Source organism: Runella aurantiaca (assembly GCF_003339505.1).
Classification (GTDB): domain Bacteria; phylum Bacteroidota; class Bacteroidia; order Cytophagales; family Spirosomataceae; genus Runella; species Runella aurantiaca.
Genome location: NZ_QPIW01000034.1, coordinates 17,232 through 41,615, shown reverse-complemented (window position 1 = coordinate 41,615; position 24,384 = coordinate 17,232). Strand labels below are relative to the sequence as shown.

Genomic DNA, 24,384 nt, shown 5'->3' with positions numbered 1-24,384 from the left:
ATGGCTTTTGAACCACAACTCGTTTATCAAACCCTGACAAGCGCACCCATCGTCCCGGTGTTTTATCATCCCGACGCAGAAGTAACCTGCCAAATCATTAAAGCCTGTTACGACGGAGGGATTCGGGCGTTTGAGTTTACCAATCGCGGCGAAAACGCCAAAGAAGTTTTCAAAGTATTACGCGATTTTATCAGTACAAACTACCCAAAAATGGCTTTAGGTATTGGAACCGTTTTCAATGCGCTTCAGGCGGAGGAATTCATTGCGTTGGGCGCTGATTTTGTGGTTCAACCCTGTACCACAATGGATGTGGCCGAAGTGTGCAAGGCGCAAAACATCGCTTGGATGCCTGGTGCCATGACCGTTTCGGAAGTTTACAATGCTACTTTACTAGGTGCAGAAATTGTAAAAGTCTTTCCAGGAAATGTCGTGGGTTCTGGATTTGTCAAAGCTTTGAAAGGCCCTTTACCCAAGGTTAAAGTGATGGTAACGGGAGGCGTAGAGCCCACCTCCGAAAGCCTAAAAGAGTGGTTTAGCGCTGGGGTAAGTGCGGTGGGCATCGGCTCACAACTCTTCCCAAAGGCCGTTGTCGAAGCAGGTAATTTTGAAGAAATAGCCCAAAAGATAAATACATTACTAACCTATTACCAAACCCTCGCTCCAACCGCATAGAAACACAGACTGTATAGCCAGAAGCTATGTGCCCTTTGTGCCTATGTTGTTACAAAACCCTTCTTCTACATGGAAAAAATCGGTAATTATCGCTGGACCATTTGCGGTCTGGTATTTTTCGCAACCACCATTAACTACCTCGACAGGCAGGTAATCAGTTTATTAAAATCCACCCTTTCGGAAGAACTGAACTGGAACGATGGTGACTACGCCAACATTGAAATCGCCTTCAAACTTTTTTACGCCTTCGGGATGCTCGGCGCTGGGCGTTTGGTCGATAAGCTGGGCACCAAAATCGGCTACGCCGTTGCTACTACTTTGTGGAGCGTGGCGGCCGTAGCCCATGCCTTGGTGAATACTGTTTTTGGGTTTGCTGTTGTACGTTCGGCGCTCGGTATTACAGAAGCTGGAAACTTTCCCGCCGCCATCAAGACCGTTGCCGAATGGTTTCCTAAAAAAGAACGTGCTTTTGCCACAGGAATTTTCAACTCTGGCACCAACTTCGGCGCCATTGTGGCTCCCCTTTCAGTTCCTTTTATCGCCGCCGAAATGGGTTGGCAATGGGCGTTTATTATTACGGGGATGTTGGGTTTTGTGTGGCTCGTGCTTTGGCTGATGTTTTATGAAGTACCAAGCAAAAGCCCAAAACTTTCAAAAGCCGAATACGATTACATACATTCTGATGCCGCTGAAGTACTGGCCGACAAAAACGATGTCAATAAGCCGCAGGTTTCTTGGTTCAAACTTTTAAGTTTCCGCCAAACTTGGGCATTCGCCATTGGCAAGCTCCTCACCGACCCTATCTGGTGGTTTTATCTTTTCTGGTTGCCCGACTTTTTGCAAAGCCAATACAAACTTACGGGTACTCAGATTGCCATTCCTGTTGCGGTAGTGTATACACTCTCAACCTTTGGCAGTGTTTTGGGTGGTTACTTGCCAATGTACCTTATAAAAACAGGCTGGCCCGTGTTCAGGGCGCGCAAAACTTCCATGCTTATTTATGCCCTTTGTGTATCGCCGATTATTTTCTCGCAAATTTTAGGCAGCATTGACATGTGGTATGCCGTTTGTGTCATTGGATTTGCCGCCGCCGCTCACCAAGCGTGGAGCGCCAATATCTTCACTACGGTTTCGGATATGTTCCCCAAATACACCACCGCCTCCGTCACCGGAATTGGTGGGATGTTTGGCGCCTTGGGCGGGATTTTACTTTCTGCTTTGGTTCAAAAAAACATGTTTGTCTATTACCGTTCTATCAACCAAATCGAGACGGCCTATTACATCATGTTTTTCGTGTGCGGTGCCGCTTACGTATTGGCGTGGACGATTATGCACTTCTTGGTCCCTAAAATGAAACCGGTAGATTTATAAAAATGACTATGAAAAAGGCCCTCACATTTTTACTGATTACTTGTTTCTCGGTTCTCAATACAACTTTTGCCCAATCAAAAGATGAAGCAGCGGTTGCGAGTGCCGTAGAAGCACTCAAAAAAGCAATGATTGACGCCGACAAAGCAACGCTCGAAAACCTCACCGATGAAGCCCTCAGCTATGGCCACTCCAACGGCAAAATTGAAGACAAAGCGGAATTTGTGCGCGCTATTGTAAGCGGCGAATCTGATTTTGTAACTATCAGCCTGACGGAACAAACCATCAAAATAGCTGGTAACGCCGCCATCGTACGTCATAAATTGGCGGGGACCACCAACAATAGCGGTAAGCCCGGCACGGCAAATCTCTCGCTTTTGATGGTGTGGCAAAAACAAAAAGGAGGTTGGAAATTGTTGGCCCGACAGGCCGTAAAAATTTAATGACTTTATTTTTCACAAAAATCCCCTTGGCCTCGGTTAAGGGGATTTTTTATGGTTCATTTATTCCCAAAACCCGCTACGATTCTCCTTCAACCACTCTTTCTGAGGCAGTTTGTAAAAAGAAAAAACGGATAATGTGAGGGTAGTGGGCCGAAAAAACTATTTTTGTCCTGTAAATCAATCTTTAGTTCAACCCACTGGAATCCTATGAAAACCGTAGATTCGTACAATTTTGCAGGGAAACGAGCGCTTATTCGCGTGGACTTCAACGTGCCCCTCAATGAAAAATTCGAAATTACTGACGACACCCGTATTCAGGCGACCCTCCCCACCATCCGCAAAATTTTGGCAGACGGCGGCTCCTGCGTTCTGATGTCACATTTGGGGCGGCCGAAAGACGGCCCAACCGAAAAATATTCACTTAAACACTTAATCAACCCATTATCAGTAATCTTGGGGGTTTCAGTCAAATTTGCCGATGATTGCATCGGAGAATCTGCCTACGACCAAGCTACCACCCTCCAACCCGGCGAAATCCTGTTGCTCGAAAACCTTCGTTTTTATAAGCAGGAAGAAAAAGGCGATGCTGCCTTTGCCGAAAAACTTTCAAAACTCGGCGATGTTTGGGTAAATGATGCCTTCGGAACCGCGCACCGCGCCCACGCTTCTACGGCCGTTATCGGACAATTTTTTGAAGACCGTATCTGCGGTTACGTTATGCAAGCCGAAATCGACAATGCCCAGCGCATTCTCGAACACGCCGAGCGCCCTTTCACGGCCATCATGGGAGGCGCCAAAATCTCTGACAAAATCCTCATCATTGAGCGTCTTTTGGACAAAGTGGACAATCTCATCATCGGAGGCGGAATGACTTATACATTCACCAAAGCCCTCGGCGGTAAAATTGGAAAGTCACTTTTAGAAGCTGACAAACAAGAATTAGCCCTCGAAATTCTGGAAAAAGCCAAAGCCAAAGGCGTGAATATCATCATGCCCGTGGATAATGTATGCGCCGATGCTTTTTCAAACGACGCCAACCGCCAAATCGTTGCCACTGGACAAATCCCCGACGGCTGGGAAGGGTTAGATATTGGTCCAGAAAGTATTGCATTGTTTGAAGAAGTAGTACGTACTTCAAAAACCATTCTTTGGAATGGCCCGATGGGTGTATTTGAATTCCCTAACTTTGCTATCGGTACTGACGCCATCGCTAAAGCAGTGGTCAAAGCAACCGAGGAAAACGGTGCGTTCTCGCTCATCGGCGGGGGAGATTCGGCCTCGGCCATCAACAACGCTGGCTACGGCGACCGCGTGAGCTACGTTTCAACGGGTGGCGGAGCATTGCTCGAATACATGGAAGGAAAAGAATTGCCCGGCGTAGCGGCGTTGGCTTAATTTTTTCAATATTCCTTCAAAAAAGAAGGGCGCACGAAAATGCGTCCTTCTTTTTTAGAGTACCCTAAAACTTTGATAATCAACAATTATTATCCTTCATACTTCTCCACTACGCGCAGAATATCTTCTTCTTTGGAGAGTTTCAATTTTTGGTCTTTGATAAACGTTTCCAACTCGACCTGCTTGTCGCCGAGGGCTTCCAACAACGCTTTTTTGTCTTTTTTGAGGCGGGTCAAGGTGCCGTTTTTAAACAAATACAACGCATCTTCTTTCATAAAACGTTTGGTCTGGGTGGCCGAGCTGTACAGTTTTTCGGTCTGAATCCTAACGGTGCTGTGTTTTAGTAATTTAACATTTCCGTCGTACATTACCTGATAAAAATTTCGGGCGGTAAGGGATTCTATCGCTGGAAAACCACTTCTAAACACGCCGTCGTTGGTCGAAAACTCCGTAATTTCGCTGCTGAACCGGTACGGCTTTTGGTTTTCTTCGTATTCGAGTTCGTCTTTGTAGAGGTCATACCGCATTTTTGCCAGCTCATAGGTTTTGCCATTATTTTTGGCTTTGACACTCCCCCTCGACCATGCGTCGTTGAGGTAGGGTGAACCTTCGATTTCTACGTATCCATTTTCGAAAATAGGACGCCCGTTGATGTCCTGAATAAACATACTTTGGGCATAAGTTACGAGGGTTAGTAAAATCAATCCCCCACAGAGTAATGACTTTTTCATGTTGCGTTGTACTTTTGCGAGCAAATTAAACAATCTACCTTGCGACTCCAAGACCATCTTTATCACGTTATCCAAAGTCTGCCCGGTTTTTTACCTGAAACGTGGCTGGCAGGAGCATTTTTGTTCATTATTCTCAGTGAAATTCTGCTAAAATACAGCCCTTGGCAGTTGCAGACTACTGGCATCCTGCGTAGCTTGACTATCGGAGCGCTGGCGGTCGCTTTGGTGTTGGTTTGTCTTCAATGGAACGACTTGGGCGGTTATTTATTTCATCACCTGATTTATCTTGACCATAAAGCCGTTTTCTTCAAACTTATTATCCTCCTTACGGCGCTATTAGTGCTGCTACACGTACAATTTGTGCAGACAAAACTCCCCGCCGAGTTTTACAGTATTTTGTTGGCCGTAGTTTTAGGGCTTTTTCTGATGACGATGGCCACCAATGGCCTGAGCGTGTACCTGTCCATAGAACTGGTATCAATTGGGTCTTATTTAATGGTCACCTTTGGCAGCGGCAAAAAACCCGCAGAAGGCGGAATTAAATACCTTTTGTTTGGCGCACTCAGTTCGGCCATCATGCTGTACGGGCTTTCGCTACTGTACGGGATGACGGGCACGTTGGATTTCACGAGCGACGTATTTGCCAGTCAGTTAGCCCAAAATCCGCCGCTTATTTTGTTGGTGGTAGGATTTCTCACCTTGAGCGGCGTGCTATTCAAACTTTCGCTGGTTCCGTTTCACGTGTGGCCACCAGATGTGTACGAATCTGCACCCACGCCCATTGTGTCTTTTTTATCAACCGCCCCAAAAGCGGCGGCATTGTTGCTCTTGATGCGTCTTTTGAGTGTATTCCCTGCCGATTTTCAAAAACTCATGGCCATCATTGCGTTGGTGAGTATTTTGGTCGGCAATCTCGCTGCCCTTTGGCAAAACGACCTAAAACGACTCATGGCTTACTCTGGCATTGCACAGGCAGGATTTATCATTGTGGGGTTGACCGCGTTTAATCAAACGGGGTTTGAAAGCGCGGCGTTTTACATTACTGTCTATGTCATCATCAACATTGCAGTTTTTCTTCTCATTGATTTAATGGGGCAAGATACAGCTACCCCAACTTTGGCTTCTATCACGGGTAAAGGCGCGGCATATCCCTTACTAAGTGTTTGTTTTACGGTTCTGATGCTGGGTTTGGTTGGACTGCCGCCCACGGCAGGGTTTACGGCTAAATTACTCGTATTCTCCTCACTTTGGGAAGCGTATCAGGCCAATGGCGACTCATTATTAGTGATATTGTTGGTCGTTGGGTTGCTCAATACCGTTGTTTCACTGTTTTATTATTTTAAAATTCCCTTTTATCTATTTTTTCGAAAAAGCCCATCGTCACTGGTTTCGTCGCCTGTTTCGTACGCAGCAACAATTCTTATTTCACTCCTGACAATCACCATTTTAGCCCTCTTTTTCAAGACCGACGGGTTGATTGTCTGGATTAGGTTACTGTAAGTATTTTTTCGCCGCTTCAAACGCCTTAGGCGTTACCATATTGGCTGATTCTTATCAGATTAGTGAATAATTTTGGGCCTCTGAGAACAACGGATAGCCCAAGCATTTATATTTGTCCGACTTTTTCACCAAATCTGCGGAAACCCACGTTCTAAAAGCGATTTAAAATTAGACATACATCCCTGCTTCATAACCAGTGCTTCCTATCATTATATAGAACAAACGATTTTCATGGAACAAGGTAACGGTCACCACAATTTAGACAAAATCTCAGGCGCTGGGTTATTGGTTGCATTGGGGATTGTGTATGGAGACATTGGAACCTCTCCATTGTACGTAATGCAAGCCATCATCGGTAAAAGCAGGATCAATGAAGAGGTTGTATTGGGTGCGCTCTCGTGCGTATTCTGGACGCTCACGCTGCAAACAACCATCAAATATGTCGTATTAATTCTACGGGCCGACAACCGTGGTGAAGGCGGAACATTAGCACTTTTTGCGTTGGTACGACGTCATGCCAAGTGGCTCACCATTCCTACCATGATTGGGGGCGCAGCGCTCTTGGCCGACGGTATTATTTGTCCACCGATTTCGGTTTCTTCGGCGGTCGAAGGATTGGAGATTTTATATCCCAACATTCAGACCGTACCGATTGTACTGGTCATTTTGGCGGTTTTGTTTCTCATTCAGGTTTTTGGAACAAAGGTAGTGGGCGGGGCTTTCGGGCCTATCATGTTGGTTTGGTTCTCCACCTTGGGTATTTTGGGATTTTCTCACGTTATCCAAAACCCATTGGTTATCAAAGCCCTCAACCCTTATTATGCCTATCAATTGTTGGTTGAACATCCCGGAGGATTTGCACTTTTAGGAGCCGTTTTTCTCTGTACCACGGGAGCCGAAGCACTGTATTCCGACTTGGGCCACTGCGGGCGGGGAAACATTCGGATAAGTTGGGTATTTGTAAAATTCACTTTATTGCTCAATTATTTTGGTCAATCTGCATGGCTGATGGCACACAATGGCCAGTACCTCAACGGCCGTAAGCCTTTTTATGAACTCATGCCAGACTGGTTTTTATTGCCTGGTATTGCCATTGCTACCATGGCCGCTATCATCGCCAGTCAAGCGTTGATTACGGGTTCGTTTACGTTGGTCAGCGAGGCTATTCGCCTCAATTTTTGGCCCAAAATCAAACTTAAATACCCTTCAGCCCAAAAGGGGCAATTGTATGTGCCTAGCATTAACCTGCTTCTCTTTATCGGTTGCGTGGCTGTGGTGCTGTATTTCAAGCGCTCCACAAACATGGAAGCCGCCTATGGTTTGGCCATCACACTCACCATGCTCGTAGACACGCTACTGATGTCTTACTATCTCTATACACATCGCTACAATATGTGGCTGGTCATTGTATTTTTGGTGGTGTATTTTGCGGTAGAAAGCGCTTTTATGCTCGCCAACTTAGAGAAATTTGCGCACGGAGGTTGGGTGTCGGTATTGATTTGCACCATTCTCGCTACGGTTATGTTTATCTGGCTCAAAGCGGGCCAAATCAAAGCACAGTTGACGGAATATACCAAACTTGCTACGTACATTGATGCACTCAAAGAACTCAGCCGCGACGTAAGCATCCCCAAATACGCCACGCACCTAGTGTTTATGTCAAATGCTTCGCGTACGAGTGAAGTTGAATCTAAAATTATTTATTCAATTTTCGAAAAACGCCCCAAACGGGCCGATATATACTGGTTTGTCCACGTTGACACGACCGATGAACCTTACACAATGCAATACAAAGTCGACGTCATTGAACCCGACGATGTCATCAAAGTCACTTTCCGGCTGGGCTTTCGAATCGAACAACGCATAAACCTCTACTTGCGCCGTATCATCGAAGACATGGTAAAAAACAAAGAAGTAGACATTACCAGCCGTTACGAATCACTGCACCGCCACAACGTTATCGGCGATTTCCGCTTTGTTGTGTTGGAAAAATTCCTTTCGTATGAAAATGAGTTACCCATTTTTGAGCAGCTTATTATGAAAGCGTACTTCTTTATCAAAAGCTTTACCAACAGTGAAGACAAGTGGTTTGGGTTGGATAGCAGTGCCGTAAAAATCGAAAAAGTCCCGCTCATCATCAGGGCCATAGACAAGGTAAATCTGCAACGGATTTATGGCTAATTTTTAACCAAATATATATGGAATCTAACGACGCCCACCGGCACGACAACTCCAAAGTCACGGCAGCCGGGCTACTGATTGCCCTCGGTATTATTTACGGAGATATCGGTACCTCTCCCCTTTATGTTATGAAGGCTGTCACCGGAACTACCAAACCCATCGAAGAAAACGAAATTTTAGGCGCACTTTCTTTGGTATTTTGGACGCTCACCCTTCAAACTACCTTTAAATACGTCATTCTGATTCTTCGAGCCGACAACCGGGGCGAAGGAGGTATTTTTGCGCTTTACGCTCTGGTGCGCCGGCACGCCAAATGGATTACGATTCCAGCCATGATTGGCGGGGCGGCATTATTGGCCGACGGCATCATTACCCCTCCCATCTCCGTTTCGTCGGCTATTGAAGGGCTAAAAATTATTTACCCTGAGTTGCAGACCATTCCAATTGTCATTGCGATTCTATCGGCTCTTTTTTTAATTCAGGGTTTTGGCACAAGCGTAGTAGGTCGGGCTTTTGGACCAATCATGCTTATTTGGTTTTTGATGCTGGCAACTTTGGGTTTCATTCACATCAGCGACGCCCCCGAAGTGCTCAAATGCTTTAACCCTTATTATGGTTATTGGTTGCTGTTTGAATATCCAGAAGGTTTTTGGCTTTTGGGAGCGGTATTTCTCTGTACCACTGGGGCCGAAGCGCTTTACTCTGACCTTGGTCACTGCGGGCGAGGCAACATTCGGGTGAGTTGGGTATTTGTAAAAGCCGCCCTTTTTCTGAATTACCTCGGCCAAGGCGCGTATTTACTAAGCATAAAAGGACAGCCTTTGGGCACCCGTAATCCTTTTTATGACCTTATGCCCGACTGGTTTTTACTTCCGGGCATCTGCATCGCTACCATGGCGGCGATTATTGCGAGTCAGGCTTTGATTACAGGTTCTTTTACTTTGGTCAGCGAAGCAATACGCCTCAATTTTTGGCCCAAAGTAAGGCTTCGCTACCCAAGTCTCCAAAAAGGGCAATTGTACGTTCCGAGCGTCAATTGGCTTCTTTGGGCAGGGTGCGTCGGGGTTGTTTTATATTTCAAGGAATCTTCTCGCATGGAAGCGGCCTACGGCTTAGCCATTACGCTGACCATGCTGATGACCACACTCTTGATGTCTTACTACTTATACGCCCGGCGCTATAATGCCTGGGGAATTGTGCTGTTTTTTGTGCTCTATTTAGGAATCGAAGGTTCATTTTTGGTGGCAAATCTGCTCAAATTTACACATGGCGGATGGGTGTCATTAATTATCGGCGGTGCCATTGTTTCTTTGATGGTCATTTGGTATAATTCGTTTTTTATCAAGCAACAATTGACCGAGTACGTTAAGCTAGAAAGATTTCTGGAATCATTGAAAGAACTCAGCCGCGACGTAAGCATTCCCAAATACGCCACTCACTTGGTGTTTATGTCGAGTGCTTCGCGCATAAGCGAAATTGAGTCAAAAGTGATTTATTCTATCTTCCAAAAACGCCCCAAACGGGCCGATATCTATTGGTTTGTACACGTTGATACCACCGACGACCCTTACACAATGGAGTACAAAGTCAACATCATCGAATCTGACGATGTCGTCAAAGTTAATTTCTATCTGGGTTTCCGGGTAGAACAACGAATCAATCTATACCTTCGGAAGGTGATTGAAGAAATGGTCAAGAACAAAGAAGTGGATATCACCAGCCGCTATGAGTCACTCAATAGACACAATGTAGTGGGCGATTTTAGGTTTGTAGTACTGGAAAAGTTTTTGTCTTACGAAAACGAATTACCTTTGTTTGAACGAATCATCATGCAGGCGTATTTTTTCATCAAACAATTCACCCCTGGCGAAGACAAATGGTTTGGACTAGACGCCAGTGCCGTGAAGATTGAAAAAGTGCCGTTGGTCATTCAGCCCGTAGAAAATGTCCTGCTCAAAAGAAGATATAATTAAATAGACCATGAAAATTTTGATTACCGGCGGCGCCGGCTTTGTAGGCTCTTCGTTAGCGATAGCATTGAAAACCAACTATCCTTCTTACGAAATTTATTGTTTAGATAACCTAAAACGAAAAGGTTCAGAACTCAACGTAGCGCGCATTTCCCAACTCGGAATCACGTACGTTCACGGTGACATTCGCAACAAAGAAGATTTTGATTCGCTACCAGCCGTAGACGTTGTGATTGAAGCATCTGCCGAGCCTTCGGTTTTGGCAGGATTGGATGGAACGCCCGATTACTTAATAAATACCAACCTTTTCGGTACCGTCAATTGCCTGAATTACGCCCTCAAACACCGCGCGAAATTCATTTTCTTATCCACGAGCCGGGTATATCCCATCAAGACCATTGAAAAACTCAATTTTACTGAATCTGAAACCCGGTTTGAATTGACCGATGAACAACCCGTTAAAGGGGTTTCATCCAAAGGAATTGCCGAAGATTTTCCGTTGGAGGGCGCCCGTTCTTTGTACGGAACCACCAAACTAGCTTCGGAATTAATCATTCAGGAATACAATGAATTTTATGGTTTACAGACCGTCATCAATCGCTGCGGCGTGATTACGGGCCCATGGCAAATGGGCAAAGTAGACCAAGGCGTGATGGTTCTTTGGATTGCAAAACATTATTGGGAACAACAACTGGGGTATTTTGGCTACGGTGGCACGGGCAAACAAACCCGTGATATGCTGCACGTGGCGGATTTATACCGTTTGATTGACTGGCAATTGCATAATTTGGAAAAAGTAAACGGTGAAATTCTCAATGCGGGCGGAGGAAACGAAAGCAGCACTTCCTTGCAAGAACTCACCAAAATCTGTCAGGAAGTAACGGGCAAGACCATCCCTATCAAACAAGTGGCCGAAACCCGCACGGCAGATATTCGCCTGTATATTACCGACAATTCGAAAGTAACACGGCTCACTGGTTGGGCGCCTCAGATTGGGGTACGCCAGATTGTGGAAGATATTACAGAATGGTTGGACCAAAATCACGTTGCTTTAGCACCAATCCTAAAATAAGTCGCTGGTTTAGCGAGCGGGTATATGCTATTGCTTAACTGCTCACGACTCTTTACTCAATACACATTACTCTTATGCACATCCAAGTTCGACATGCTACCAATCCGACGGATTTCAAAAGTTACGATACGCACCGAATCCGCGAGGAATTTTTAATGGAGAAACTATTCGTTCCGGATCAGTTCCATTTCGTTTATTCCCACTATGACCGCATGATTGTGGGAGGAATTAAGCCCGTAGGGCAATTGCATAAACTACCCGTTTATGAGGAACTCCGCGCTGATTATTTTCTCGAACGCCGCGAATTAGGTATTCTCAACGTGGGTGGCGATGGGTTTGTGATGGTAGGAGAAGAACTTTTTACGCTTCAAAAACGCGACTGTCTGTACGTAGGAAAAGGCCATAAAATGGTTTCTTTCAAGAGTTTGGACCCAGAGTTTCCCGCTAAGTTTATTCTGATTTCGACTCCCGCGCATCGTCTTGTGCCAACGGCTCTGATGAAAGCCGCCGACGCCATGCCCGTAGACATGGGCTCTCCCGAAAAAGCCAATACCCGTACTATTTATAAGTACATCCACGCGGGCGGCTTGGAAAGCTGCCAACTCGTGATGGGCATGACGGCCATGAAGTACAGCAGTGTTTGGAACACCATGCCGCCACATGTTCACGACCGCCGTTCCGAAATTTACGTCTACTTTGACATGGAAGAAGACCAGCGTATTTTCCATTTTATGGGGGCACCCGAAGAAACCCGCCACTTGGTAGTAGCCAACGAGCAGGCCATTATTTCTCCTCCGTGGTCCATCCACGCCGGAGCCGGAACCACCAGTTATTCGTTTCTGTGGGCAATGGCGGGAGAAAATTATTCCTTCACGGATATGGATATGCTGACAATGAGTGAAATAAAATAAAATTTCAAAAAAACTAACCGGAATGCTTGGTTTTTAAGAAAAAAACACACAGTTTAGATTTACAATCGTTGAAGGTAGACTTCAATTTTAGAGATAGCGGTCTGGCGATGCAGACCGCTATTTTTTCCCCTTTTGAGTCCACAAATACGATTGTCAATTAATTGTTAAACTAAAACTGTGCGTAATTATGAGACTTCAAGTGCACGCGATCCACTTCGACGCAGATTCAAAATTGCTCGAATTTATTGAAAAGAAACTAGAAAAACTCGAAACATTTTATGACCGAATAACCAGTGGTGAAGTATACCTCCGATTAGATAAAAGTGAAAGCAGTAAAGTCAAAAATAAAGTTTTAGAAGTCAAAATCAAGGTTCCCAATGCAGAACTATTTGTCAAAGAAAGTGGCAAAAGCTTTGAAGAAGCCACCGATTTGGCCCTTGAGGCCCTCAAAATTCAGATAAAAAAATACAAAGCCAAACGGCAAGAAGTAGAAAACAAAACCATCAAAGAAGCCACTACCAATGGCTCAGAAGTAGCCGAAGAAATAGAAATTGAGGAGATTTAGATAAGGCTACATTCATAAAAAGGGCGAATACGACGGGTATTCGCCCTTTTTGTTGGGCTTCATCGCCCAAAAGTCTTTAATCTTGATTAACTTTGGAATACCATTACACTCCATCTACCCCAACTTCCTTTATGAAAAAGCTTTTCTTCTTATTGTTCTTCCTTATCGCCCAAGTTTCACTCCCTATTTTGGCCCAAGTGCAAAAAGCACCCAACCGATCCGAAGGAGACGGCCCTCACAAACGACTCATCATCAGAGGTGTAACCATCATCAACAGCACAGGTTCACCCCCAATTGGTCCCATGGATATTGTGGTTGAAAACAACCGCATTGCCCAAATTCGTCAAGCAGGTTATCCAGGAATGCCCGCTGACCCCAAAAATGGCGTAAAAGCCAACCCGGGCGACAAAGAAATGAATTGCCAAGGCATGTACCTCATGCCAGGCTTTGTAGATATGCACGGCCACATCGGCGGTGTACAGCAGGGAGCCAATGCCGAATATGTGTTTAAACTCTGGATGGCGCACGGAGTCACGACCATCCGCGACCCATCTTGCGGTAATGGACTGGACTGGGTGCTAGACCAAAAAGAAAAAAGCGCCAAAAATCTGATTACTGCTCCGCGCATCAAAGCCTACACCGTTTTCGGACAAGGAGCTGCCGACTTTATATCTACGCCCGAACAAGCTCGTGAATGGGTACGCCAAAATGCCAAAAAAGGCGCTGACGGCATCAAATTCTTCGGTGCCGAACCCGAAGTGTTTAAGGCTGCCCTCGACGAAAACAAAAAACTGGGGCTTGGCTCAGCCGCCCACCACGCCCAAACCGAAGTGGGGCGCATGAATGCCTTGGCCACCGCTAGAGCTGGCCTAACGAGCATGGAGCACTGGTACGGCCTGCCAGAAGCACTATTTGACGATAAAACCCTCCAAAATTACCCAACGGATTATAACTACAACAACGAGCAAAACCGTTTTGAAGAAGCCGGCAAACTCTGGAAACAAGCGGCTAAACCTGGTACCGAAAAATGGAATCAGGTGATGGACGAAATGTTGAAACTGGATTTCACCATTGACCCCACCTTCAACATCTACGAAGCCAACCGCGAACTAATGCTGGCCCGCCGCGCCGAATGGCATGAGGAATACACGCTGCCTTCTCTGTGGCGCTTTTATGGTCCCAGCCGCATCTCTCATGGGTCGTATTGGCACAACTGGGGCACGGAGCAGGAAGTAGCATGGAAAGAAAATTATCGTCTTTGGATGGCGTTTATCAACGAATACAAAAATCGTGGTGGCCGGGTTACCACAGGTTCTGATTCGGGCTTTATTTATCAATTATACGGTTTTGCCTACATCCGTGAACTAGAATTGCTCCGCGAAGCAGGATTCCATCCCATGGAAATCATCCGGGCCGCCACGCTCAAAGGAGCAGAAGCCCTCGGCATGTCCAAAGATATTGGCTCGGTAGAAGTAGGAAAACTGGCCGATTTTGTGATTACCGAAGAAAATCCGCTCGCCAACCTGAAAACGCTTTACGGAACGGGAGCCATTCGTCTCAATGAAAAAAATGAAGTGACGCGCGTGGGTGGCGTAAAATACACCGTCAAAGATGGCGTGGTGTACGATGCCAAAAAACTGCTGGCCGACGTGCGTAAGATTGTCGCCGATGCCAAAAAAGAAGAGAATTTTGAAATTACTCAGCCGGGCATTCCCCAAAAAACAGGAAAAGTATCGGGCAGTAATTAGTAGTAATCAGTGATTGGTGGTTTGTGGTTAGTTGGGAAGAATGTTTAACTTTGCAGTCTATTATTGAAGCTAATTGAGTGCTGAAATTGTCCCTAAGCACTACCCACCAATCACTAATCACCCGATGCTAACCGAACGAGTCAAAGAGATATTTCAGGAAATAGAACAGTTTGAAGTTGCCACCAAGGAGCAACTAGAACAATATCGTCAACGCTTTGTAGGACGCAAAGGCGTCGTCGAAGCCCTTTTTGAAGGACTGAAAGACATTGCCAAAGAAGAGCGCCGTGCTGTAGGTCAGGAATTGAACGCTTTAAAAAATTTCGCCGTCGACCGTTTCGCCGTCATTCAGGCCGAATTTGAAGCCAATGACGGTGGCTCCAGTGGCCCATCGGTTGATTTAACTTTGCCCGTCGTTCCTAATCAACTCGGCAGTATACACCCACTCACCTTGGCCCGCGCCAAAATCATCGAAATCTTTGAGCGCATGGGCTTCAGCGTGGCCGACGGCCCTGAGATTGAGTCGGATTGGTACAATTTTACGGCCCTCAATTTTCCCGAAAACCACCCCGCACGTGAAATGCAGGACACGTTTTTCGTGGCCAAAAATGCCGAAGCCCCCACGCAAGACATGCTCCTGCGTACACATACCTCAAACGTACAAATCCGCATGATGGAACGCCAAAAGCCGCCTATCCGCGCCATTATGCCAGGGCGAGTGTACCGCAATGAAGCTATTTCGGCCCGCGCGCACTGCTTTTTCCACCAAGTAGAAGGCTTGTATATTGATAAAAACGTAAGTTTCAAAGACCTCAAAGACACGCTTTATCACTTCTCCAAAGAGATGTTTGACAAAGACGTCAAAATACGTCTCCGTCCGTCGTTCTTCCCCTTTACGGAGCCAAGCGCCGAGATTGACATTTGGTTGGGAACCGACACGGAAGAGACCTACCGTTTATCTAAAGGAACCGGTTGGGTAGAGATTGCTGGCAGTGGCATGGTAGACCCCAACGTCTTGGCCAACTGCGGCATCGACCCCGAAGAATACACTGGTTTTGCCTTCGGAATGGGCATTGAGCGCATTGCCCAGCTCCGCTACGGCGTTCGTGACCTACGCCTATACTCTGAAAATGATGTACGCTTTTTGCGTCAGTTTGAAGGGGTGTAAATCCACGATTAAGGTCATCAAAAAAGGGTTGAAAACTAGTTTTCAACCCTTTTTTGATGACCTTTTTAGGTTTCGCAGGATAAATAATTAACCAATTGCCTCATTAAATTTATCAATATTATCTCTGAGTTCACAGTATTTTTCTAAATAAAAATCTTCGTTACGTCTCGTTCCAGTAATATGTACTGTTGAGTTAAATTTATCGACAATAATTGGAGCATTACCTCCAACCATTTTATCTTCATTTCCTGTAACCACAAACTCTTCGGATTGATAAAAGAAAATCCATCCAAATTTAAATTCTATCGTTTCACTTTCCATTATTTTTAGACGGCGGGTAGCTCTTTTTTCAAGTTCTTTCAATTCACCTTCTACAAGTTCTTTTGCCTGTTCAATATTTATCATAAATATTTACTCAAATGAATTATTCAATTTTTTCAACTCAGCTACGGCTGCCTCTTTTAGCAATGGATTTCTTGAAGTTGCAAGCATCTGTAATTTTTTCAGAGACTTTTTATCGTTTATAGCACCTAAAGCCCATATACATTTCTTTGCTAATGGAATAGGTTCATCATCATATTTACTTTCATCAAGTAATGCAACGGAAAATAATGTGTCAATGCTATTAATATCTTTCAACTCCTCTAAATATTCAGCTATATCTTCTTGGCTTGAATGCCAATTTTCTTCCAATAGCTTACAAAATAGGTCAGTATATTTATTATTCAACCCATCTGTTTCTGAGGCGATTAAAGAGCATTCTAATAGTAAATCATTCTTTTGGAAACGTGCTTCATTAATTAACTCTATTAAACTGTCAGTATACTGATGTTTACGACAGGGAATAATTAATTTAATATCAGGGGCTAATGGTCTATTAATTTTCGCTATTTCCTTTAACTGTAATGCGACATTCATCATTCTTCTGACTCTTGAAACTCTCTTCTGAAAGTTTTATGGGTATTTTTCAACTGCAAGAAACGAGGGGGAAGAATAGTAGATTGCAAACGCAATCATTGGCTAAAACCCGCCACCAATCCACTGTTCGTCGTCAAAGTCTCCTTCCAACTCGCCCGATTTAGAAACGAACAACGGGCGTGCCTTCACGGGACGCTCAGGTTTGACCGTCATGAAGTTGCGGTATTGCTCATCAGAAATTACCTCCAACGAAAGCGCGCGTTTTAGCACAATCGGGAACGGAACCCGGAAAAAATCAGCAATATCTACGGCCAGCGAAGAAGATATTTTGGTAATGCCCCGGTGAAAGAAGCTCTGCACTTCACTTTCGGGTAGCAACGCATCAAAAACGAGTTTTTCCGAACGTTGACACAAGGCATCTGTCTGTGGATAACTCATGTACAACCCCAACGAAGCCGTCAGTAATGCCGTGTAATAACAGCGCTCATAATCATTGGCCTTGGCATTCAAAAACACCCACCCTTTGTTTTGAAACAAAGCTGAAAAGCCAACAAATTCGGTTTCTACCGCGTGTAATTGCGCCACTTTGACCACTTCCGGATAAGGCAAACGGCGGCCTAGCTGGCGGATAATATCCTGCCCCGACGAGACATCGGCAGCCTCACCAGCGGGTTCCAATAGCCAATCTCCCGCCAAAAGTCCCTGAAATAAACGTTCACCGTCGCGCTGGGCCGCGATTTGCCCCAAATGAAGCAACGTACGGTCTTGCAATCGGAAGTCAATCGGGACTTGATTTTCAGGTTGTTTTTTCTTCCCCATTTCACCTTAAAAGGTTGAGTATAAGACAAAAGTAGACGAATTTTGAAAATGTACAAATGAAAAAAAACACAAAAGGTGATAAATAAGTGTATTTTCAAATTGTCCAGTTTTCAAATTTTCAAATTAGAAGGGTAGCTTTGTACCAACATTTCAACAGACCACATATGACTGATCAACTTAAAACGGTTCCGCTCAACGACCTCCACCAAAAATTGGGTGCAAAAATGGTACCATTTGCTGGCTTTATGATGCCCGTTCGCTATTCATCCGACCTTGAAGAGCACCATTGTGTTCGCAACGGAGTAGGCGTATTTGACGTGTCGCACATGGGTGAATTTATCCTTAAAGGCCCCAAAGCCCTCGACCTCATTCAGCGGGTATCGGCCAATGACGCGTCGGTGTTGTTTGACGGCAAAATCCAATACAGCTACCTGCCCAACGAACAAGGTGGTGCGGTAGATGATTTGCTGGTGTACCGAATCGACGAGGAGGAATACTTTTTGGTGGTCAATGCCTCTAATATCGAAAAAGACTGGAACTGGATTCAAAGCCATAATACCGAAGGCGTTCCGATGATTAACGCGTCAGATGATTTGTGTCTTTTTGCCGTACAAGGCCCCAAAGCGGCCGAAGCGCTGCAAAAACTGACGAGTATTCACTTGGCAGAAATGGAGTACTATACCTTCAAAAAAGGGACTTTTGCGGGTTTACCCGATATTATCGTTTCGGCCACTGGTTATACTGGGGCGGGCGGATTTGAGTTATACATTCCCCGATATGCGGCCATTCATGTTTGGCACCATATTTTTGAAGCGGGCAAAGAGTTTGGCATCAAACCCATCGGCTTAGGTGCACGTGACACACTTCGCCTCGAAATGGGTTATTGCCTCTACGGAAACGACATCGACGATACTTCTTCTCCACTCGAAGCTGGCTTGGGTTGGGTGACCAAATTCACCAAGAACTTCATTAATTCTGAAGCACTTCTCCAACAAAAACAAGCAGGATTACAACGCAAACTGGTTGGTTTTGAAATGATTGACCGAGGCATTCCGCGCGGTCATTATGAGCTTTGTGATGCCGAAGGCAACGCGCTGGGCCACGTAACATCTGGCACCCAATCACCTACCTTAAGCAAAGGCATCGGACTGGGGTACGTCCCTACCACTTACAGCAAACCCGGAAGTGAGATTTTCGTAAAAGTGCGTGAAAAATTGCTGAAAGCGCAAGTCGTAAAATTACCATTTGTAAAACCAACCGTATAACCGAAAAACAGTTTTATGAACTGTTCTTTTCGTTACGTTAATAACATCGTATGAAATCCATTGACGTCTGCCTGACCCCTGATTTATTACACCTTCATGCCATCGACAATACCATCGTCGTTGTTGCCGACATTTTCAGGGCTACCTCCTGCATGGTCACGGGACTGGCGTATGGCATCGAAAGCATTACGCCCGTTGCTACGGTAGAAGAATGCTATGCTTATCAGCAAAAAGGGTATTTTGCAGCAGCGGAGCGCAACGCCATGAAAGTAGAAGGATTTGAACTAGACAATTCTCCTTTCAGCTACATGGACGACCGCCTCGTAGGCGGGCACGTCGCCATGACCACCACCAACGGCACCTTGTCTATCACCAAAGCCAAAGCAGATGCCGTAAAGGTGTTGGTGGGGGCGTTTCTTAATTTAGGCGCCGTGGCCAATTATCTGCAATCTCAATCGTACGATGTGCTGGTGTTGTGTGCGGGTTGGAAAGGCCGCGTCAACCTAGAAGATACGCTTTTTGCGGGGGCGTTGGTAGAAGCCCTCAAAGAAGAATACATGATTGCCGAAGACAGCGCCCTGATGGCGATGCGGGCCTATCAGCAAGCCAAAGATGATTTGTTGGGCTACGTGTCCAACTCTTCGCACGTACGTCGTCTGCAACGTCTGGGCATTCAAAAGGACATTTCGTATTGTCTGCAACGAGATTTATACGATGTAGTGCCCATTTTGCGCGGAAGTACGCTGGTGGGTATGTGATGAAAGCGGAGAAAAGTCAGGAGTGAGCTTATCTCTCCCTCCTGACTTTCTACTACATTCTATCTGGCACTTCAATGCCTAGCAACCCCATTGCTTTTTGGATGCCGTCGGCTACGGCTTGTGAGAGCAGCAGACGCGCCTGTTGGGCGTCGGCATTGGGTTCTTGTAATATTGATACTTCTGCATAAAACGTATTGTACGCCTTCGCCAATTCGTACGCATACTGCGAAATCAACGCGGGAGAATAATTACGAGCGGCATCGGCCACTCGTTCGGGGAATTGAGTAAGGCAAAAAATAACCTCTTTCTCCGAATCCGTCAACGCAACTGCTACAGCAGGTTTAGTCCACTCCACCCCCATCTGTACCGCTTTCCGCAGTACCGAGCGGGTACGGGCATGGGTGTATTGAATAAACGGTCCAGTGTGGCCGTGCAACTCCACCGACTCGGCCGGGTTGAACAGCATTCGCTTTTGCGGGTCTACTTTCAACAGATAATATTTCAAAGCCCCTAAGCCTAGCATCGAAAACAGTCTTTGTTTTTCGGCCTCGCTAAAATCATCAATTTTTCCTTTGGCGTTGCCTTCTTCGGCGGCGGCGGCGGTTACTTCGGCCACTAGTTCATCGGCATCCACGACTGTCCCTTCGCGTGACTTCATTTTTCCCGACGGCAAATCCACCATGCCGTAGCTCAGGTGATAACAACCTTCGGCGTAAGCACGACCCAAGCGTTTAAGAATGGCAAACAACACCTGAAAGTGGTAATCTTGCTCGTTTCCGACCACCCAAATGGATTTATTCGTGTGAAAATCGGCAAACTTCAGGTCGGTTGTTCCCAAATCTTGGGTCATATAAACGGAAGTACCATCGCCCCGCAACACGAGTTTTTCGTCCAAGCCTTCGGCCGATAAATCAATCCACACCGAATTGTCTGGTTTTTGGAAGAAAACACCTTTGGCCAAGCCTTCGTCCACGGCATCTTTGCCCAGAAGATAAGTGTTGGATTCGTAGTAGGTCTTGTCAAAACTGACCCCGATTTTTTGATAGGTATCGTTAAATCCAGCGTAAACCCACGCATTCATTTGCTTCCAAAGCGCAATCGTTTCGGCATCGCTTTGTTCCCATTTCAGGAGCAGTTGCTGGGCTTCGAGCATCCACGGCGCTTTTTTCTCGGCTTCTTCTTTGGTCTTGCCTTCGGCTACCAAGGCTTCGATTTGCCGTTTGTATTCTTTGTCAAACAAGACGTAATATTTACCTATCAGGTGGTCGCCTTTGAGTCCTGAAGACGCAGGGGTTTCACCGTTGCCGAGCTTGGCGTAGGCCAACATCGACTTACAAATATGAATGCCTCGGTCATTGACCAAACAAGTTTTGACCACGTCGTAGCCGTTGGCTTTCAAAATTCTGGACACCGAATCGCCCAAAAAGTTATTCCGTAAATGCCCCAAGTGCAACGGCTTATTGGTATTGGGCGACGAAAATTCGACCATGACCGATTGCCCATTGGGAGCCGAAAAACCAAAATTTGGGTCAAGCGCCAAGGTATTGAGGGCTTCAATCCAGGCCGATTCAGCAATGCTGAGGTTCAAAAAACCCTGCACCACGTTAAATTTGCTCACCACGCCCGATTTTTCTATCAGATACTGTCCGAGGCTATTCCCGATTTCGACGGGAGGTTTGCGAAGGCTCTTGGTGTAGGGAAAAGTAACAAACGTATAAAAACCTTCAAAGTCTTTTTTGGTCGGCTGAAGCAGGATTGTTTCTTCGGCAACGTTATAAATTTCCTGCAATGCGCTTTGGATATACGTCTTGATAATTGATTCTATATGCATAATTCCGTATTCATTATTCCGTTATTCGTCGTAAATCGCTCATTGTTACCCTGAAAAGAGCAGTAACCGATAAGGGTTTCAAACGAGTCGCAAAAGTACTTCAAATTCGTCAAGCAAATAATAATTTAATCGTATTTTCGTATCTTCAACCCCTCAGTGCGCACAAAAAAGTTGATTTTAAATAAAGCGTTTGCTACTTTTATTGATAACAAGCGTTTATGATGAACTTCTAACCATTCGGCACTTAACAGTCAAGAAATGAAAACGTTGAAACAAATACTACGCTTATTGATATTCATTGGTGCCTTGTTTTCAGAAGCTCGGGCGCAATTGGAGCAATCTTTACGGTTGGAGTTTAAAGTCAGCCAAACCAACGATGAATATTTTGACGTAACGCCGCTCAACAAAGAAGGTTTGTTGGTGACGCAGCGCAAAGAAGAATATTATGGCAACGAAAAATGGTCTTTTTTCCGTTTTGACACCCTGCTCAAACAACAATGGTCGGCAGAATATAAGTTATCTTACGAACTGCATCCTATCAAAACTTATCACAACCAAAACTACCTTTTTTGGCTGCTTCAAGAAACCGACAGCGACAAGCTCACCGTGCTGCGCGTAGACTTACACAATGGTGAAATCGAGACTTTTAAGGGCGATTTGTTGACCCGCGCCGACATTGTGCATTTCAAAGTATTGGGCAACACCGCTTTTATCGGCGGCTACCACCACAGCCGGCCCGTGGTCATGGCTTTTTCTTTCTTTGACAAAAGCATCAAGGCACTACCGTATCTGTACACTACCAACACCGAAATCAGTAACATCGAGCTCGACGAACAACGCAATCAACTCAATGTGTTGCTCTACACCATCAAACGGGGCGATTGTCAATTTACCATCAAAACTTATTCGTACGAAGGCAAACTCATCAAAACAACGACGATGCCTTTTGAAGACAATAACGGCCTGATTTCGGGCAAAATCTTACCGCTCGACGAGACTTCGTCGCTCATTGTCGGCAATTATGCACAGGGCTGTACCCAGTATTCGCAGGGGCTTTATTTCTCAAGAATCAAAGATGCCGAGCCTGAAAAACTGCAATGGGTCGACTTTTCAAAACTGGAAAACTTTTTTAATTACCTAAAACCCAAACGCAAACAACGGGTGGTAGAAAAAATTTCTAAACGAAAGGAAGAAGGAAAAGAGCCTAAGTTTCGGTACCGATTGCTGGTTCATGAAGTTATTAAATCCAACGATGAGTTCGTGCTAGTGGCGGAGGTATACTATCCCGTGTATAAAAATGGGACCATGTACACTGGAGGTATGGCGGCCCGAAACCCCAACCGCGAATTTGATGGTTTTCGCTACACACACGCCATCGTTTGTGGGTTTGACAAAGCAGGAAACCTGCTATGGGACAACTGTTTTGCCCTCGAAAATGTCGAAAGTATTGAGTTGCTGCCCATGGTTCAGGTCACTCGCCGCGATGGGCTGCTGGTGCTGGGCTATCCCAAAGACGGGAAGATTAACACGGAAGTGATAGAGCGCAACAAAATAGTTCGTGAAAAAGAAGCATTTACCATCAAAAGCGCCGACGACAACGACCGCATTGTAGACAATGAGCGCGGACTTTTGGCCGCGTGGCATGACCATTACTTTTTGGCATACGGCTACCAGAAAATCGGCAGCGAAAAATGGGTTGGCGCCCCGCGTGAAGTTTTTTACATCAATCGCTTCTCTTACGATCCTTATGCTCCGCGCTTAGATGCCAAGGAAGAAACAAAAAAGGGAAAATCATCGGGGAATTAATCAGGCAATAATTTTTTCGTTAAAGCTTCTGACCGCCTGCGCGATTTCGGGTAAAAGATCAGGGTTTTTCTCAATGCCGTTTCCAACCACTACCACATCGGCACCCGCCTCAAGCGCCGATTGTGCTTTTTCGACGGAATTAATGCCTCCCCCCACAATAATGGGGGTATCTACAGCTTGGCGCACCGCCGCAATCATCTCGGCCGAAACGGGTTTTTGTGCCCCGCTTCCTGCGTCTAAATACATGATTTGCAACCCTAACAATTCGCCCGCCATGGCCGTACAGGCCGCCACTCCAGGTTTATCGTGGGGAATGGGAGTGGTGTTGCTAATATAAGACACCGTAGTGGCACGGCCACTCTCGATGAGCATATAACCCGTGGGCAGAATTTCCAATTTGCTTTTTTTCAACAGCGGAGCCGCAATAACGTGTTGCCCAATGAGGAGTTCGGGATTGCGGCCCGAAATGAGCGATAGCAACAAAATAGCATCCGCCGACGGCTCTATGTGCAGGCTGTTGCCCGGAAAAAGAATCGCAGGAATATGGGTATGTTTATGAATCGCGGCAATGATTTCATCTGAAGCATACCGGGTAATGAGACTGCCGCCCACAAAGAAAAAATCGACTCCGTAACGCACACTTTCGGCGAGCATAAACGGAAACGACTCCAACTCAACCTTGTCGGGGTCGAGCAACACTGCGAACGCTTTTCGCCCGTTTTGAAGATTACTTTGAAGTTTCGTTCGTATCTGTGCCTGCATTCGTATTTTGCTGAGTAGCCAAAAAATCCATTAATTTTTGTCGTGCCAGTCCTAGTAGCCAAGTCGTCGCATAAGAAGTAACGGCTTTCACAACCCACGATGTTTTTTCTGTATGACGCTCAATGCCCCCTGAAACGTTGCTCGTATTTTTTGCTTTTATTTCAGGTTCATCTTCCGGCAATAGCGCATCAACCAATAAATAGACCGCCACAATCACGCCACCGATGACCAACGCCTGCTTACCGATTTCGACGGCATCCACTTTTAAGTCTTCTATTTTTTCTTCCAGCAGACGGCGATACCCTTCTGAGGCAGTTTGTAATTCGGTAATCCGGCCATTGGTGTCACCAAATGGCTCCTCAAAAGTCAGGATATTTTTTGGGAGTGAAGCCATTATGTGGATGTTTTTAAGTTGATTACTGGAATTTTAAGGGTGAATAACAGAGACAATTTACGCCTAATCCATTCAATTCCACTTAAAATCAGCTAGCAAATCTTTCTCAA

General features: G+C 45.6%; 22 protein-coding genes. 15 read left to right on the top strand and 7 right to left on the bottom strand.

Annotation, left to right across the window (positions count from 1 at the left end; genetic code table 11):
- The 4 genes from DVG78_RS26485 to DVG78_RS26470 all read left to right on the top strand — a co-directional run bounded on the left by DVG78_RS26485 (nt 1) and on the right by DVG78_RS26470 (nt 3,878).
- Nucleotides 1-672 (top strand): bifunctional 4-hydroxy-2-oxoglutarate aldolase/2-dehydro-3-deoxy-phosphogluconate aldolase, encoded by a 672-nt coding sequence (locus tag DVG78_RS26485; RefSeq protein ID WP_114464016.1) that lies wholly within the window; start codon nt 1-3, stop codon nt 670-672.
- A 69-nt stretch (nt 673-741) separates the two neighbouring features.
- A complete protein-coding gene (locus DVG78_RS26480; RefSeq protein WP_114464015.1) occupies nt 742-2,043 on the top strand; it encodes an MFS transporter in 1,302 nt (433 codons plus the stop codon).
- Between the two features lie 8 nt (nt 2,044-2,051).
- Nucleotides 2,052-2,483, top strand: coding sequence for a nuclear transport factor 2 family protein (locus DVG78_RS26475; protein ID WP_114464039.1), 432 nt, complete (start codon nt 2,052-2,054; stop codon nt 2,481-2,483).
- Between the two features lie 207 nt (nt 2,484-2,690).
- Nucleotides 2,691-3,878 carry a phosphoglycerate kinase gene (locus DVG78_RS26470; RefSeq protein ID WP_114464014.1) on the top strand — a complete coding sequence of 396 codons (1,188 nt, stop codon included), beginning with the start codon at nt 2,691-2,693 and terminating at the stop codon, nt 3,876-3,878.
- An 89-nt stretch (nt 3,879-3,967) separates the two neighbouring features.
- Here DVG78_RS26470 and DVG78_RS26465 read toward each other — a convergent pair whose 3' ends face one another.
- Nucleotides 3,968-4,609, bottom strand: coding sequence for a hypothetical protein (locus tag DVG78_RS26465; protein ID WP_147277180.1), 642 nt, complete (start codon nt 4,607-4,609; stop codon nt 3,968-3,970).
- A gap of 39 nt (nt 4,610-4,648) precedes the next feature.
- Between DVG78_RS26465 and DVG78_RS26460 the strand changes: the two genes are divergently transcribed.
- The 8 genes from DVG78_RS26460 to pheS all read left to right on the top strand — a co-directional run bounded on the left by DVG78_RS26460 (nt 4,649) and on the right by pheS (nt 15,721).
- On the top strand, nt 4,649-6,109 hold the full coding sequence (locus tag DVG78_RS26460) for an NADH-quinone oxidoreductase subunit N (RefSeq protein ID WP_114464038.1): 1,461 nt from the start codon (nt 4,649-4,651) through the stop codon (nt 6,107-6,109).
- 231 nt (nt 6,110-6,340) lie between these two features.
- The gene (locus tag DVG78_RS26455; RefSeq protein WP_114464012.1) at nt 6,341-8,290 is read left to right on the top strand and encodes a KUP/HAK/KT family potassium transporter; all 1,950 of its coding nucleotides are present in this window, start codon (nt 6,341-6,343) and stop codon (nt 8,288-8,290) included.
- A gap of 17 nt (nt 8,291-8,307) precedes the next feature.
- Nucleotides 8,308-10,263 (top strand): KUP/HAK/KT family potassium transporter, encoded by a 1,956-nt coding sequence (locus DVG78_RS26450; protein ID WP_114464011.1) that lies wholly within the window; start codon nt 8,308-8,310, stop codon nt 10,261-10,263.
- A gap of 7 nt (nt 10,264-10,270) precedes the next feature.
- A complete protein-coding gene (locus tag DVG78_RS26445) occupies nt 10,271-11,332 on the top strand; it encodes an NAD-dependent epimerase/dehydratase family protein (protein WP_114464010.1) in 1,062 nt (353 codons plus the stop codon).
- Between the two features lie 74 nt (nt 11,333-11,406).
- The gene (gene kduI, locus DVG78_RS26440; protein ID WP_114464009.1) at nt 11,407-12,243 is read left to right on the top strand and encodes a 5-dehydro-4-deoxy-D-glucuronate isomerase; all 837 of its coding nucleotides are present in this window, start codon (nt 11,407-11,409) and stop codon (nt 12,241-12,243) included.
- A gap of 187 nt (nt 12,244-12,430) precedes the next feature.
- Nucleotides 12,431-12,808, top strand: a complete 378-nt coding sequence (gene hpf / locus DVG78_RS26435; protein ID WP_114464008.1) for a ribosome hibernation-promoting factor, HPF/YfiA family — start codon at nt 12,431-12,433, stop codon at nt 12,806-12,808.
- A gap of 131 nt (nt 12,809-12,939) precedes the next feature.
- The gene (locus DVG78_RS26430; protein ID WP_114464007.1) at nt 12,940-14,556 is read left to right on the top strand and encodes an amidohydrolase family protein; all 1,617 of its coding nucleotides are present in this window, start codon (nt 12,940-12,942) and stop codon (nt 14,554-14,556) included.
- A 124-nt stretch (nt 14,557-14,680) separates the two neighbouring features.
- The gene (gene pheS / locus DVG78_RS26425) at nt 14,681-15,721 is read left to right on the top strand and encodes a phenylalanine--tRNA ligase subunit alpha (protein WP_114464006.1); all 1,041 of its coding nucleotides are present in this window, start codon (nt 14,681-14,683) and stop codon (nt 15,719-15,721) included.
- Nucleotides 15,722-15,808: 87 nt separating this feature from the next.
- Here pheS and DVG78_RS26420 read toward each other — a convergent pair whose 3' ends face one another.
- The 3 genes from DVG78_RS26420 to DVG78_RS26410 form a co-directional block, all read right to left on the bottom strand.
- Nucleotides 15,809-16,126 carry a YrhB domain-containing protein gene (locus DVG78_RS26420; RefSeq protein ID WP_114464005.1) on the bottom strand — a complete coding sequence of 106 codons (318 nt, stop codon included), beginning with the start codon at nt 16,124-16,126 and terminating at the stop codon, nt 15,809-15,811.
- 6 nt (nt 16,127-16,132) lie between these two features.
- Nucleotides 16,133-16,642, bottom strand: a complete 510-nt coding sequence (locus DVG78_RS26415; RefSeq protein ID WP_114464004.1) for a HEAT repeat domain-containing protein — start codon at nt 16,640-16,642, stop codon at nt 16,133-16,135.
- A 99-nt stretch (nt 16,643-16,741) separates the two neighbouring features.
- Nucleotides 16,742-17,458 (bottom strand): hypothetical protein, encoded by a 717-nt coding sequence (locus DVG78_RS26410; protein ID WP_114464003.1) that lies wholly within the window; start codon nt 17,456-17,458, stop codon nt 16,742-16,744.
- 164 nt (nt 17,459-17,622) lie between these two features.
- Here DVG78_RS26410 and gcvT point away from each other — a divergent pair, with 164 nt between their 5' ends.
- Nucleotides 17,623-18,723, top strand: a complete 1,101-nt coding sequence (gene gcvT / locus DVG78_RS26405; protein ID WP_114464002.1) for a glycine cleavage system aminomethyltransferase GcvT — start codon at nt 17,623-17,625, stop codon at nt 18,721-18,723.
- 50 nt (nt 18,724-18,773) lie between these two features.
- Nucleotides 18,774-19,481, top strand: coding sequence for a 2-phosphosulfolactate phosphatase (locus tag DVG78_RS26400; protein ID WP_114464001.1), 708 nt, complete (start codon nt 18,774-18,776; stop codon nt 19,479-19,481).
- A gap of 52 nt (nt 19,482-19,533) precedes the next feature.
- On the opposite strand, the gene argS is transcribed toward DVG78_RS26400, so the two are convergent.
- Complete coding sequence (gene argS / locus DVG78_RS26395) at nt 19,534-21,312, bottom strand: arginine--tRNA ligase (RefSeq protein WP_114464000.1); 1,779 nt, start codon at nt 21,310-21,312, stop codon at nt 19,534-19,536.
- A gap of 258 nt (nt 21,313-21,570) precedes the next feature.
- Between argS and DVG78_RS26390 the strand changes: the two genes are divergently transcribed.
- On the top strand, nt 21,571-23,118 hold the full coding sequence (locus DVG78_RS26390) for a hypothetical protein (RefSeq protein WP_114463999.1): 1,548 nt from the start codon (nt 21,571-21,573) through the stop codon (nt 23,116-23,118).
- Here DVG78_RS26390 and DVG78_RS26385 read toward each other — a convergent pair whose 3' ends face one another.
- Nucleotides 23,119-23,880, bottom strand: coding sequence for a phosphoglycerol geranylgeranyltransferase (locus DVG78_RS26385; RefSeq protein WP_114463998.1), 762 nt, complete (start codon nt 23,878-23,880; stop codon nt 23,119-23,121).
- Nucleotides 23,846-24,274, bottom strand: a complete 429-nt coding sequence (locus DVG78_RS26380) for a hypothetical protein (protein ID WP_114463997.1) — start codon at nt 24,272-24,274, stop codon at nt 23,846-23,848. Before DVG78_RS26380 ends, DVG78_RS26385 begins: the two co-directional genes overlap by 35 nt.
- Nucleotides 24,275-24,384: the final 110 nt, after the last annotated feature.

Excerpts from the sequence above, each read along its gene's own strand:
- DVG78_RS26485 (WP_114464016.1), top strand. The coding sequence starts at position 1 with ATGGCTTTTGAACCACAACTCGTTTATCAAACCCTGACAAGCGCACCC.
- DVG78_RS26480 (WP_114464015.1), top strand. The coding sequence starts at position 742 with ATGGAAAAAATCGGTAATTATCGCTGGACCATTTGCGGTCTGGTATTT.
- DVG78_RS26475 (WP_114464039.1), top strand. The coding sequence starts at position 2,052 with ATGAAAAAGGCCCTCACATTTTTACTGATTACTTGTTTCTCGGTTCTC.
- DVG78_RS26470 (WP_114464014.1), top strand. The coding sequence starts at position 2,691 with ATGAAAACCGTAGATTCGTACAATTTTGCAGGGAAACGAGCGCTTATT.
- DVG78_RS26465 (WP_147277180.1), bottom strand. The coding sequence starts at position 4,609 with ATGAAAAAGTCATTACTCTGTGGGGGATTGATTTTACTAACCCTCGTA.
- DVG78_RS26455 (WP_114464012.1), top strand. The coding sequence starts at position 6,341 with ATGGAACAAGGTAACGGTCACCACAATTTAGACAAAATCTCAGGCGCT.
- DVG78_RS26450 (WP_114464011.1), top strand. The coding sequence starts at position 8,308 with ATGGAATCTAACGACGCCCACCGGCACGACAACTCCAAAGTCACGGCA.
- DVG78_RS26445 (WP_114464010.1), top strand. The coding sequence starts at position 10,271 with ATGAAAATTTTGATTACCGGCGGCGCCGGCTTTGTAGGCTCTTCGTTA.
- kduI (WP_114464009.1), top strand. The coding sequence starts at position 11,407 with ATGCACATCCAAGTTCGACATGCTACCAATCCGACGGATTTCAAAAGT.
- hpf (WP_114464008.1), top strand. The coding sequence starts at position 12,431 with ATGAGACTTCAAGTGCACGCGATCCACTTCGACGCAGATTCAAAATTG.
- DVG78_RS26430 (WP_114464007.1), top strand. The coding sequence starts at position 12,940 with ATGAAAAAGCTTTTCTTCTTATTGTTCTTCCTTATCGCCCAAGTTTCA.
- pheS (WP_114464006.1), top strand. The coding sequence starts at position 14,681 with ATGCTAACCGAACGAGTCAAAGAGATATTTCAGGAAATAGAACAGTTT.
- DVG78_RS26420 (WP_114464005.1), bottom strand. The coding sequence starts at position 16,126 with ATGATAAATATTGAACAGGCAAAAGAACTTGTAGAAGGTGAATTGAAA.
- DVG78_RS26415 (WP_114464004.1), bottom strand. The coding sequence starts at position 16,642 with ATGATGAATGTCGCATTACAGTTAAAGGAAATAGCGAAAATTAATAGA.
- DVG78_RS26410 (WP_114464003.1), bottom strand. The coding sequence starts at position 17,458 with ATGGGGAAGAAAAAACAACCTGAAAATCAAGTCCCGATTGACTTCCGA.
- gcvT (WP_114464002.1), top strand. The coding sequence starts at position 17,623 with ATGACTGATCAACTTAAAACGGTTCCGCTCAACGACCTCCACCAAAAA.
- DVG78_RS26400 (WP_114464001.1), top strand. The coding sequence starts at position 18,774 with ATGAAATCCATTGACGTCTGCCTGACCCCTGATTTATTACACCTTCAT.
- argS (WP_114464000.1), bottom strand. The coding sequence starts at position 21,312 with ATGCATATAGAATCAATTATCAAGACGTATATCCAAAGCGCATTGCAG.
- DVG78_RS26390 (WP_114463999.1), top strand. The coding sequence starts at position 21,571 with ATGAAAACGTTGAAACAAATACTACGCTTATTGATATTCATTGGTGCC.
- DVG78_RS26385 (WP_114463998.1), bottom strand. The coding sequence starts at position 23,880 with ATGCAGGCACAGATACGAACGAAACTTCAAAGTAATCTTCAAAACGGG.
- DVG78_RS26380 (WP_114463997.1), bottom strand. The coding sequence starts at position 24,274 with ATGGCTTCACTCCCAAAAAATATCCTGACTTTTGAGGAGCCATTTGGT.